This window comes from Vescimonas fastidiosa, from assembly GCF_018326305.1.
Taxonomy (GTDB): Bacteria; Bacillota; Clostridia; order Oscillospirales; family Oscillospiraceae; genus Vescimonas; species Vescimonas fastidiosa.
Genome location: NZ_AP023415.1, coordinates 1,251,390 through 1,263,922 on the forward strand (window position 1 = coordinate 1,251,390; position 12,533 = coordinate 1,263,922).

At 57.6% G+C, this 12,533-nt stretch carries 9 protein-coding genes; 6 read left to right on the forward strand and 3 right to left on the reverse strand.

Annotated features, from left to right (window positions below; all coding sequences use genetic code 11):
* The first annotated feature begins 496 nt into the window (after positions 1 to 496).
* Complete coding sequence (locus KI236_RS05950) at positions 497 to 2,002, forward strand: carbon starvation CstA family protein (protein WP_212820172.1); 1,506 nt, start codon at positions 497 to 499, stop codon at positions 2,000 to 2,002.
* A gap of 389 nt (positions 2,003 to 2,391) precedes the next feature.
* Here KI236_RS05950 and KI236_RS05955 read toward each other — a convergent pair whose 3' ends face one another.
* Positions 2,392 to 3,081, reverse strand: coding sequence for a TVP38/TMEM64 family protein (locus KI236_RS05955; RefSeq protein ID WP_212820174.1), 690 nt, complete (start codon positions 3,079 to 3,081; stop codon positions 2,392 to 2,394).
* Positions 3,065 to 3,835: a hypothetical protein gene (locus tag KI236_RS05960; protein ID WP_212820176.1), complete on the reverse strand. Its 771-nt coding sequence runs from the start codon at positions 3,833 to 3,835 to the stop codon at positions 3,065 to 3,067. Before KI236_RS05960 ends, KI236_RS05955 begins: the two co-directional genes overlap by 17 nt.
* 283 nt (positions 3,836 to 4,118) lie before the next feature.
* Here KI236_RS05960 and KI236_RS05965 point away from each other — a divergent pair, with 283 nt between their 5' ends.
* The 3 genes from KI236_RS05965 to KI236_RS05975 all read left to right on the forward strand — a co-directional run bounded on the left by KI236_RS05965 (position 4,119) and on the right by KI236_RS05975 (position 6,592).
* The gene (locus KI236_RS05965; RefSeq protein WP_212820178.1) at positions 4,119 to 5,516 is read left to right on the forward strand and encodes an MATE family efflux transporter; all 1,398 of its coding nucleotides are present in this window, start codon (positions 4,119 to 4,121) and stop codon (positions 5,514 to 5,516) included.
* Positions 5,517 to 5,583: 67 nt separating this feature from the next.
* A complete protein-coding gene (locus KI236_RS05970) occupies positions 5,584 to 5,886 on the forward strand; it encodes a hypothetical protein (protein ID WP_212820179.1) in 303 nt (100 codons plus the stop codon).
* A 13-nt stretch (positions 5,887 to 5,899) separates the two neighbouring features.
* Positions 5,900 to 6,592 carry a YoaK family protein gene (locus tag KI236_RS05975; protein ID WP_212820182.1) on the forward strand — a complete coding sequence of 231 codons (693 nt, stop codon included), beginning with the start codon at positions 5,900 to 5,902 and terminating at the stop codon, positions 6,590 to 6,592.
* A gap of 225 nt (positions 6,593 to 6,817) precedes the next feature.
* Here the strand turns inward: KI236_RS05975 and KI236_RS05980 are convergent, their stop codons facing one another.
* Positions 6,818 to 7,621: a polysaccharide deacetylase family protein gene (locus KI236_RS05980; protein ID WP_212820184.1), complete on the reverse strand. Its 804-nt coding sequence runs from the start codon at positions 7,619 to 7,621 to the stop codon at positions 6,818 to 6,820.
* 388 nt (positions 7,622 to 8,009) lie between these two features.
* Here KI236_RS05980 and KI236_RS05985 point away from each other — a divergent pair, with 388 nt between their 5' ends.
* Together KI236_RS05985 and KI236_RS05990 are read left to right on the forward strand one after the other, a co-directional pair.
* A complete protein-coding gene (locus KI236_RS05985; protein ID WP_212820186.1) occupies positions 8,010 to 11,603 on the forward strand; it encodes a 5'-nucleotidase C-terminal domain-containing protein in 3,594 nt (1,197 codons plus the stop codon).
* Positions 11,604 to 11,845: 242 nt separating this feature from the next.
* Positions 11,846 to 12,463, forward strand: coding sequence for a flavodoxin family protein (locus KI236_RS05990; RefSeq protein WP_212820188.1), 618 nt, complete (start codon positions 11,846 to 11,848; stop codon positions 12,461 to 12,463).
* Positions 12,464 to 12,533 lie beyond the last annotated feature (70 nt).

Below are 12,533 nucleotides of genomic sequence, written 5' to 3' on the forward strand. Positions count from 1 at the left end.
TGACATCTGTCACTGGTTCGCAATGACACATTGCAAGGAATGCGGTGGGGCGGGCCGATGTGAGCATCGGCCCGTCCCACCGCGCCCCATGCCACGCACCATCCCCCAATCCTCCTCCCATCTTTCCTCTTTCCGCTTTTCTCTCTTCAAAGCCTACCGTTTCCCTTATTCCGCCCCTTTTTGGGCCCCGGGGCAGCATATTTTTTCGCTCCCCTTCGGGTGCCTAAAAATTTTTATTATAATGCTAAAACTTTGTAAGATTTTTTTACACTCAAAAAAAGTAAGGTTCCCTAACGGTTTTTCAGACTTTCCTTTAGCGGTGCAAATTAACAAAGTTTACTACTTCATTAACGGTTTTTTAATCTATTTCTTTTTTTATTGTCAACAAATTAACGGGAAATGGTGCTATAGTTTGAGCATCGGTTTTTGACGATCCGGATGTCGAAAAAAGAAAAAAGAAAACAGAGAAATCGCTTTTACAAAGGAGTGTGTTTTTGTGGCTACATTCATTATTGGCTTGGTCATCTTGATCGGCGGTGCCGCACTATACGGTCGCTTCTGTGAAAAGGTGTTCGGTCCTGATGATCGCAAGACCCCCGCCTACACCAAGGAAGACGGCGTGGACTTTGTTCCTATGAAAGGCTGGAAGAACAGCCTGATTAACCTGCTGAACATTGCCGGTACCGGCCCCATCATCGGGCCCATCCAGGGCATTTTGTTCGGGCCCATCGCATTTTTGACTATCCCCATCGGCAATATCATCGGCGGCGCCATGCACGACTACTTCTCCGGCATGATCTGCCTGCGTGACGGCGGCACCCAGATGCCTGAGATGATCCGCCGCTATTCCCCCAAGGGTATCTATAAGTTCTATAATATTTTTGTGTGCGTCATGCTTCTGCTGGTGGGCGCGGTGTTCATCTACACCCCCGGCGACATTGCCGCCACCCAGGTCTTTGGCTTCACCGGCAAGGCCAGTGATCCCACCACCTGGATCATCTACGGTGTGATCTTCCTGTATTACCTCATTGCAACCGTCTTTCCCATCGATGCCATCATCGGCAAGGTCTACCCCATCTTCGGCGGCATCCTGCTGTTCTCCGCCATCGGCGTGTTCATCGGCATCTTTGTCAATGGCTATCCCCTGCTGAACATCTGGGACGACTGGTCTTCCCCCATCCTGACCATCGCCAGCTCCGGCAAGCCCTTTACCTATGCTGATTACTTCGCAAACGGCCACTTCCTGCCCATCTTCTTCGTAACGGTGGCCTGCGGCATCCTCTCCGGCTTCCATTCCACCCAAACGGCCATCATCTCCCGCACTATGAAGAGCGAGAAGCAGGGCCGCAACACCTTCTATAACATGATGGTGCTGGAAGGCTTCATCGCCATGGTTTGGGCTGCCGGTGCTATGGGCGTTTACAACCTGGCTCTCCAGAGCCCCGAGGCCACTCTGGCCACCGGCACTGTGGGCGTGGTCTGCAAGCAACTGCTGGGCCACATCGGCGGTATCATCGCCCTGATCGGCGTTATCGTTCTGCCCATCACCTCCGGCGATACGGCACTGCGCGCTCTGCGTCTGAGCCTGTCCGAGACCATGCACATCGACCAGTCCACCAACGGCAAGCGCATCAAGCTGGCTCTGCCCATCTTCGCTCTGGTCATCGCCATCCTGGTCTTTGCCAAGGTCAATAACAACGGCTTCATGATCCTGTGGCGCTACTTCGCCTGGGCCAACCAGACCCTGGCTCTGTTCGCCCTGATGTGCATTGCCGTGTGGATGTTTGAAAACGGCAAGGCTAAGTGGGCCTGGATGCCCATGATCCCCGGCTGTTTCTACGCATTCATCTGCGTGACCTACATCGCCAACGCGAAGATCGGCTTCAACATTCCCTGGACCATTGCCTACATCATCGGTGTTGTCTGCGCCGTGGCGTATGTCATTGCCTGCTGCATGTACGGCAAGAAGCGGGCGGCTAAGAAGCTGTCTTTGGATAACTAATCAGTTTCTCTCCTCAAATATTTTTCCTAACAGGGTAAAGCCCCTCGGCATCCGCCGAGGGGCTTTACTCAGTGTGTCAAAAAAGCCTCGCAGAGTTTGCCGCCCGCAGGCGGCAAAGAGATGAAATTATTTTCTCTCGCGACATGTGCGTGCGTGAGAGAAAATACCTCTCAGGCTGCCAGTGTGGAATTTGTGCGTCTACGGCGCACAAATTATGCGCGCAGCAGACTGTGAGCCTTTTGTCGGAAAAACCCGGAGGGTTTTTCGACAGTCTCGGTAAAGCCCCTCGGCATCCGCCGGGGGGCTTTACCTCGTAGTGATAGGTTTTATATCCGATCCTAAAATGGCACAGGGCCTGTACTATCTCAGCTCTATTGCCGCCTCATTCTTCACTGCTTATGCGTTTTTTCCTTTTGACGGAGGTAAAAGACGGCGCAGGACACCAGCATAATGGCCAGATGGATGCCCGCCGACAGGAGAAACTGCGGTGAGCGCACATCCGCAAGGCTCCCGCCCATGATGGGAAACAGCACACACATAGACGCAAGCCCCAGCAGCGAAGCCGGGAGATAGGCCCGATACTTCACCCCCACCGCGCCCATATAGGCACTGACCATATCCAGGGAAAACACATTCAGCAGCCGGATAAGAAGCACAAAGAAAAAGTCACTGTCACAGCGCAGGTCGTGGAGAGCCGCCGCCTTGGGCCAGCGGCTCAGGATGTACTCCACCGCCCGGCCGCCCAGCTTCTGCCCCAGCAGGTACGGCAGCGTGACCATCACCGCCGTACCCGCCAAATTCACCGCAATGGCTGCCGGAAGCGGAAAAAGCACCCCGGCAGCCATGTACAAAAATCCGCTGTATAGAAACACACTCAGGCTCTTCACCGCGAAAAGCGCCACCAGCACCAGGGCCGCCAAAAGGGGCTTGTCCGGGGTATAGGTGAGGATTCCCTCCAGGGTGAAGCTGTCCTTATGCACCAGGCACAGGGCAATGATGGCCAGCCAAACCAGGCCCACTAACACCTTGGCCAGCCGCAGGTGCTGCCGGTCGGCTGCGGTCTTACTCACTCTGGGCATGGGCTGCCTCCCGTACCGGGTGACGGCAAGGGGCGGGGAGGGCGATAAAGGCCGGGTGCCGACCCTTATCCAGGGCATAGGCCACGGCGTAGGCCACCGCGCCTACGGTCTCGATCATCATGTCGCCCATGGTGTCAATGAGGCCGATGTCCAGGTATCCCTCCAGCGCCTGGCCGTTTACGGTGACGCTGTTAATGCTTTCAATGCTGCCGATGACCCCGGCGGCGCCGCCCAGGTCATAGGAGTGCAGGGATGTAACGATGGTGTCCCGCTGCATATCCATGCCGAAAAGCCTGTCCATGCCAAACTCGTAAAACTCCCACAGGGCCGCCACGGAGATGGACACCAAAATGGCAAAGAGGATGCGCAGAGTCCGGTCATCCTTATACTTTTTGTCCAGCAGTACCGGGATGTAGCAGCCCACCAAGGCGAAGGCCACGCCGCCGCACAGGTGCAGCATCTTGTCCCAATGGGCCACCAGGTAATACAGCTTATAAATGCGCCCGGACATAGACGCCAGCAGGTAAAACAGGGTGAACACGAACAGCGGCCCGCTCATACGGTAGCCCAGCCGCTCCAGCACCCAGGGCACAGTCGCCCCTGCGCCTACCAGCAGGCACACCAGCGCATCGCCCACAGACTCCAGACGCATACACCGCAGCAGAGAGAACAGCACGAACCCCTCGCACGCGGCCCACAGCCACAGCCGCCAGGGCCCTGTCTCCGCCGAAATCGACGACTTTCTGTTTTTCATTTCTATCACCTTTCCCGTCGAATATACCTATTTAATCTTACTATAGTATTTTTCCCCTAAAAATACCATGGCGGAAACACGCAAACTCTGCAAATTTGCGCGAATGGGCCCCATTTGCGCAAAAAATTTTCCGCCGCCCATGTCCCCACCCTTGCTTTTCCCTCTCCTTAACGCTATAATAGCAGGACAGCCAGCGTACAGGGCGGAGCAGAGTATATCTGCGCCGATCCTGCTGCCACAGAACAGATCCGTCCCCCACCGGGACAGAGGAGAGAGGATAATCATGAACGGACAACTGAGCCACAGACACGCCCACAAATTCAGACTCGGCGGCTCCATAGATATGCTCACGGGCCCGCTGCTGAAAAAGATTCTGCTTTTCGGCCTGCCGCTGATGGCCTCCAGCATCCTGCAGCTGCTGTTCAATGCGGCGGATGTGGTGGTTCTGGGCCGCTATGCCAGCTACGCAAGCCTGGCCGCCGTGGGCAGCACCACCGCCATTGTGAACCTGATGATCAACCTGCTCATCGGTATCTCCATTGGCGTAAATGTGCTGGTGGCCCGCTACCTGGGCGAGGGAGATAAGCAAAAGGAGCTTTCCGAGGCCGTTCACACAGCGGTGGCGGTTGCTCTGATCGGCGGTGTGATCCTGGGCGGCATCGGCTGCGCCACGGCCTCCTGGATACTGGAGCTTATCTCCACGCCGGAGGACATTTTCGACCTGGCCCGGATCTATCTCAACATCTATTTCCTCGGCACCCCCGCCATTGCAGTCTATAACTACGGTGCCGCCATCCTCCGGGCCCGGGGCGACACCCAGCGCCCGCTGCTCTTTCTCACCATCAGCGGTGTAACGAATGTGGCGCTGAACCTCCTGTTTGTTATCTCCTTTCAGATGGATGTGGCAGGCGTGGCTCTGGCCACCGTCATCAGTGAGGTCCTCAGCGCCGTGCTGGTGCTGGTAAGCCTTATGCGCTCCCAGGACGAGCTGGCCTTCTCCTGGCGCAAGCTGCGCATCCACCGCCGCAGCCTGTCCCTCATGTCCAAGGTGGGCATCCCGGCGGGAATCCAGGGCTGCCTCTTCAGCCTCGCTAATCTGGCCATTCAGGGAGCCATCAATGCCTACGGCAGCGTGGTCGTGGCCGGCAGCAGTGCCGCCGGCAGCATCGACGGCTTCATTTATGTGTCCATGAACACCTTCCACCAGACGGCCCAGACCTTCCTCAGCCAGAATATCGGCGCCGGAAAATATGACCGGGTGAAGGACATCCTGAAAAAGTGCCTGCTGTGTACCGTGGTCACGGGGGCGATTCTGTGTACCGTCGCCTGTGTGTTCAGCCAGCCCCTTCTGCGCATTTATAACCAAGACCCCGCCGTGGTGGCCGCCGGTACGGTGCGGCTTTACATCGCGGTCGCCCCCTACATAATCTTCGGCCTGGCGGATGTGCTCACCGGCGCCATACGCGGCTGCGGCAGCCCGGTGCGCCCGGTGGTCATCAATCTGCTGTGTACCTGCGTCTTCCGTCTACTCTGGATCGCGGCGATAAATACGGATACCATGCCCGTCACCTGGGTCTATGCCTCCTACCCCGCCTCCTGGCTGGTGCTGCTTATCGCCCTGACGGTCTGCTGGCTGCGCCTGTACCGCAGAAAAATCCGTCCCCATCTCATGCCGGACTAAAGGCCCCTCTACCCACCGCGCAAAAACTGTGCTATACTGTCTGCAAAAGCATAAGGAGGACTGTCCCATGCAAATCCATTGGTTCCAAAATGAGGACCATTTGGTCTACATCAACGGCGCCACCCAGCTGGCCGACCTGGAGCGCACCCTGCACTTCCCCGGCCTGGAGGAGGCCGCCAACGCCCTGCGCCGCCACCCCACCCCCGAGGGGCTGACCATCAAGGGGCCCAAGCGCACCAGCGGCCGCCTGTTCGTGCCGGACCTGACCTTCGGCCAGCACATCCAGATGGGAGAGAATATCTTCTTCTATATGGGTGAAATGCAGGAGTGCTATGTGATCTACTGGCCCGATGCACCCGTAGCCAAGTAAAGGAAGCGATACCATGACCCTTTTTCCCAAGCGCCGGGGCCAGATGTCCGACTCCATGGTCACGGCCCTGTTCATCATCCTCTCCGGCGGCCTCCAGGACGCCTATACCTATGTCTGCCGGGGCAAGGTCTTTGCCAACGCCCAAACGGGTAACATCGTTCTTCTGAGCACCACGCTTTTTGAGGGTGACTGGTCTCACACCCTGCACTATCTGGCGCCTGTGCTGTCGTTCCTGCTGGGTATCTTCATTGCCGAGTGCGTTCACCGCCGCTTCAAGCACATGGAGCGGGTCCATTGGCGGCAGATGATCCTTTTGGCGGAGATCATTCTGCTCATTGCCGTGGGCTTTCTGCCCCAAAGCCTCAACACCACGGCTAATGCGGTGGTGTCCTTTGTCTGCGCCATGCAGGTGCAGACCTTCCGCAAGATCCGGGGCCATGCCTACGCCAGCACCATGTGCATCGGCAATATGCGCAGCGGAACCGAGGCCCTCTGCGCCTATTTTCACACCCGGGATAAGGAAATTCTTCGCAGCGCCCTGACCTATTTCGGCGTGGTACTGCTGTTCGCCCTGGGCGCTGGCCTGGGGAGTGTGGTCACCCTCCGCTGGGGCGAAAAAACCATTTGGCTCTCCAGCGCCCTGCTTACGGTGAGCTTTTTGGTCATGTTTCTCCGGGAGGAGGAGGCACGCCTGCACCGGGAATAAGGCGGAAAAATTTAAGGCAATACCGCATAATTGGACAAGAGCGATTTGTGAGTAAATTTTGCGACCTGATAAGGCGCGGTTTTGAAGCAATACTTGATGTATTGCAAGAAATCGCAACGAAATCAGGGCGCAAAATTTCCGCAAAGCGCCGCAGCTTTAATTGTGCGGTGTTGCCTTAAGACGGACGGATGCACTTCCGCCCGTCTTTTTTTGTTTGAATCGCGGTCAGGAGGCGGCTTTTTCCTCCTGCGCCGGCCACTGCCGCCCGGCATGGTCAATGGTGTAGTTCTCCGTGTAAATGAGCTGTCCGATAGGCACCACCGTGTACCCGTTTTGCTGCATAAACTCTAAAATAGACGGCAAAGCCTCCGGCGTGTGCAGCGCCGCATTGTGAAACAGTACAATGCTCCCCGGCTGCAAATTCTCCGTCACCCGCTTAAAAATCGTCTTGGCGTCGTAGTCCTTCCAGTCCAGACTGTCCACATCCCACTGAATCGGCTCCATCCCCATAGACCGGATGGCGGAGATCACATGGTCGTCATACTCCCCGTAGGGGCAGCGGATCAGCGTGGGGGCGATGCCTGTAATGGCCTTCACCTTGTCGTTGCACGCCGTCACATCCGCCACGATCTCATCAGCGGTGAGCCGGTTAAAGTGGTCGTGGTGATTGGAGTGATTCATCACCTCCATTCCCGCATCCCCCAGGGCCTTCACGGATTCCGGGTATTTATCCACCCAGTCCCCCACCAAAAAGAAGGTGGCCTTCACATCGTACCTGGTCAGAATGTCCAGGAGCATCTGGGTGTCCTCGTTTCCCCAGGCGGCGTCAAAGGAAATAGCGCAGAATTTCTCCCCCTCCTCCGACGGCCTTTCCACGCTGTATATCGGCAGCTGCCGGGCTGTCCCCGCTGCGGAAACGGCCGCCGGAATGTGTACCGCCCCGAAAATAGCCGCTGCCGCCAGCACCGCCCCCACCGCCAGTGCCACCCTCCTGGATAGCAAAAACACCCGCACGGTCTTCTTCGCCATAAAACCCCCACCTTTCTTCTCCTACCCTATGCGCCGTCCCTTGTCCGTATGTGTCCCCCGGGCTCCAAAAAAACGCGCCGCCCCCTACCGCAGCCGGTGAAAATCCATTCTCATTTCATGGAAAAACTTTACTCTTTTTTGGCTTTGCATCAACAAAAAATCTCTCTGCCTTTCTATGGTCTCCCCGGGCCTCCACCATAATCTGCAACAGAATATCACGAAAAACGTCGTTAATTTTGCCAATTATATGGCAATACTCACAAATTCCATTGCAAAACTTTGACAATTATACCCGATAGGAACCCCTTTTCATTTTCTTCCCCTTCCTGTATAATAAGGGCATGACCCCGCAGAAGACGACCACATATCAGGAAAAAGGAGAAAGGACATGAAGAAGATTCTATCCCTGTTTCTGACGCTTGCGATCGTTATAGGCCTCTTTGTGCCTGCGGCAAGTGCAGAACCCACCACGGGAGCGACGACCACGGAGTTTGCGTTCCTCGTCACCTCTGACCTGCACGGCCAGATCTATTCCACAGATTACTCCGCCGGCTATGAAGCCAGCGGGACAGGCACCACCGGCCTGACCCGCATCGCCACCTACATCAAGCAAATGCGCGCGAAATACGGCGAAAACCTCTATCTCGCGGACCTTGGCGACACCATTCAGGGTGCGCCGCTGACCTACTACTACGCCTTCAACAAGCCCGAGGCGGACGACCCCGCCATGAAGGCCTTCCGTACCCTGGGCTACGACCTCTGGGTTCCGGGCAACCATGAGTTCAACTACGGTCTGGGCATTCTCAACCGCCAGATGGACTACCTGACCTCCGCCGCCAGCGGCAAGGAGACCCCCGCTGCCATTATGGCCGCCAATTACCTGGATGCCCAGGCTCGGGCGGCTGATCCCAACAGCTGGAAAACCTGGAAAAACTACAAGCCCTATGAGATCCGGGAATTTGACGGCGTGAAGGTGGCCATCATCGGCCTGGCCAACCCCAACATCCCCAAGTGGGACATCCCTGCCAACTGGGAGGGCATCCACTTTGCGGGCATTTACGAGACCTATAAGCACTATGAGGCGGAGATGAAGGCCCAGGCCGACATGATCGCCGTTATGACCCACTGCGGCATGGCCTACACCTCCGAGGCCGGCGACCTGGCCATGGACTCGGTGAAGTACCTGGTGGAAAAGACCAATTCTATCGACTTTGTGTTCTCCGGCCACGAGCACGGCACCAAGGTCCTTAGCGCTACCAATACCGACGGCAAGAGCATCCCCATCGTGCAGCCTAACACCAAGGCCAAGGCCATCGGCCAGGTCATCGTGACCTATGACAAGGCCACAAAGACGGCGACCTTGGTGGATGCCGAGAATATCGCCATGACCCAGAGGGTCAGCGGTAAGACGGTGCCCTGCTACGACATCGACCCGGAGCTCGGCCAGATTCTCAAGCCCTATGAGGAGGCCACCTGGAAGGACTATATGCTCCAGGTCATCGGCCAGTCCAACGGCGATTATTCCGCCGCCGGGCTGGGCACCGCTCCCTCCGCCTTTATGGACCTGGTCAACCGCGTGCAGATTCTGGGCGCCTATGACCGCACCGGCAAGAACACCCCCAATAACCCCGACGACGACACCCCCGCCCAGCTCTCCATTTCCGCGCCCCTGACCTCGGGCAGCAAGGAAAACCTCATCCCCAAGGGGGATATTTGCCTGGGCGATATGTTCAGCCTCTACCGCTTTGAAAACTGGTTCTATCAGATCAGAATGAACGGCAAGGAGGTTCGCACCTGGCTGGAATACTCCGCCAGCAAGATCTATGAGAACAACGGCAAGCTCGATATTAAGGGCGGCCTGACCTATTACGATGTCATCTACGGCGATGGCTTCTCCTACACCATCGACGCCGCCCAGCCTGCCGGCTCCCGGGTGGTCAAGATGACCTACAACGCCAAGCCCGTCACCGACGATCAGGAGTTCACCGTTGTCCTCAATAACTACCGCTTTAACGGCGGCGGCGACTATGTCAATTACCTCAACAGCCACGGCTGCAACTTCAAAGCCAATGACCCCGACCGCATCATCTATTCCTCCCAGTTTGACATGATCAACGGCGAGGACGAGGGCCAGGCCCGCAGTCTCCTGGTTAACTACATCAAGGAGCAGACCGCCGGGCAGAGCAAGGGCATTACCCCCAACATCACCTCCAATTGGAAGATCATCAACAGCAGCAGCGCAAAGTCCGATGACATCGTCGTTCTCTACACCAACGATGTCCACACCTATATCGACAATAAGACGGGTAAGGGCCTGCGCTACTCCGATGTAGCCGGCTACCGCGACGATCTGCTGGACACCCACAAAAATGTCCTCCTGGTGGACGCCGGCGACCATGTTCAGGGCACAGCCTACGGCGGCATGGACAGCGGCGCAACCATTCTCAAACTCATGCAGACCGCCGGCTATGACCTGGCCACTCTGGGCAACCACGAGTTTGACTACGGCATGGAGCGGGCCCTGGCTATCGCCAAGAACGGCATCGTCCCCTACATCTCCTGCAACTTCTACCATGAAAAGGACGGCGTCAAGGGCGCCAATGTCCTGGATTCCTACAAGATTTTCGACCTGGACGGCAAGAAGGTGGCCTTCGTGGGTATCACCACGCCGGAGTCCTTCACCAAGTCCACCCCCAAGTATTTCCAGGATAGCAACGGCAACTACATCTACGGCATCGCCGGCGGCGTAGACGGCCAGGCCCTGTACGACTCCGTTCAGGCCGCCATCGACGCAGTGAAGGCCGCCGGAGCCGACTATGTCATCGGCCTGGCTCACCTGGGCGTAGACGAGTCCAGCCGCCCCTGGACCTCCAAGGATGTCATCGCCCATGTCACCGGTCTGGATGCCCTCCTGGACGGCCACTCCCACTCCGTAGTGGAGCAGGAGCTGGTCAAGGATAAGGCGGGCCACGATGTGGTCCTGTCTCAGACCGGCAGCTACCTGAAGAACCTGGGCCAGCTGACCATCACCGCCAACGGCCAGATCACCACCAAGCTCCTCTCCTCTGTCTCCACCGTGCAGAACTGGGCGGTCAAGGAGCTGGAGGATGCCTGGATCGCGCAGATCGACGGCGAGCTGGGCCAGAAGATCGGCTCCATCGACAGCGTCCTGGGCAACCACAACAAGGATGGCAAGCGCCTGGTGCGCAGCCGTGAGACCAATACCGGCGACTTCGCCGCCGATGCCCTGTATCACCTCTTCCTGGATCAGGGCGTGGATGTGGCCATTATGAACGGCGGCGGCGTCCGCAATAATGAGATCACCGGCGAGCTCACCTACAAGAAGATGAAGGAGATCCACACCTTCGGCAATGTGGCCTGCCTGCAGCGGGTCACCGGCCAGATGCTCCTGGATGCCCTGGAGTGGGGTGCCCGGAACGCTGATGCGGACATCGCCAAGGAAAACGGCGGCTTCCTCCAGGTCTCCGGCCTGAAATACGAGATCCACACCTATATCGCCTCCACCGTCCAGAAGGATGAAAAGGGCGTTTGGACCGGCGGCCCCACCGGGGAATACCGGGTCAAGAATGTCCAGATCTTTAACCGTGCCACCAACACCTGGGAGGCTCTGGACCTGACCAAGGAGTATAAGCTGGCCGGGTATAACTACACCCTCCGTGACCTGGGCGACGGCTTCGCAATGTTCAAGGGTGCCGTTAATGAGCTGGATTATGTCATGCAGGATTATATGGTCCTGGCCAACTATGTCCAGAGCTTTGAAAACGGCCATGTGACCGGGTATAAGAATATCGACGGCGGCGACGGCCGCATCACCTTCGTGTTCCAGAAGGCTCCGGCCGCCGACTCCGGCCCCCAGACCGGCGACGAAACCGCTATCGGCTCCTATGTCGTCACCAGCACCGTTACCCTCCTGGCTCTGGGTGCCTGCCTGGCTCTGCGCCGCAGAAAGACCCAGAAGTAACCCATAGCTCCCATAGCTAAACGCATTCCCCAGCCGGGCGGTGGCATTCCCACCGCCCGGCTTGCAGCTGTCGAAAATCCATAGGTTTTTTTCGGCAAAGGGCTCAAAGTCTGCTGCGCGCATATTTTGTCCGCCTGTGACGGGCAAATTTCCCACTGCCACTCTGCTCATTTCCGGTGTTCGCCAGCAAATCGCTGCCTGCCGGGGATAAATAACAGAAACAGATTCGAAAGGAGATTTCTATGAAAGTCTTGATGATCAACGGCAGCCCCCGGCCCCAGGGCAACACCGCCCTGGCCCTTGGGGAGCTGGAGCGTACCTTCGCCGACCTGGGCATCGAGTCCGAAACCGTTCAGGTGGGTCAGCAGGCCGTTCGCGGCTGCATTGCCTGTGGTCGCTGCGGGGAGCTGGGCCGCTGCGTTTTCGATGACGCCGTCAATGTCCTGGCCCCCAAATTTGAGGCGGCGGACGGCCTGGTGGTGGCCAGTCCCGTGTACTATGCCTCCGCCAATGCCACCCTCATTGCCGTTCTGGACCGCCTGTTTTACAGCACCCCCTTCGACAAGACCATGAAGGTGGGGGCCAGTGTGGTCTGCGCCCGCCGGGGTGGCTGCTCGGCCACCTTTGACGAGCTGAATAAGTATTTCACCATCAGCAATATGCCCATCGCCTCCAGCCAGTATTGGAACAGCATCCACGGCCGTGCCCCCGGCGAAGCGGCGGCGGATGAGGAGGGCAGGCAGACCATGCGTGTCCTGGCCCGGAATATGGCCTTCCTTATGCGCAGCATCGCCCTGGGCAAGGAGCGCTACGGTCTCCCCGAGACCGAGCCCCACGCCTGGACCCACTTCATCCGCTAAAGGCTGAGGATAAACAAAAGTAAAGGCGCAGGATACCCGAGAAAGGGTGTCCTGCGCCTTTGTCTCTATT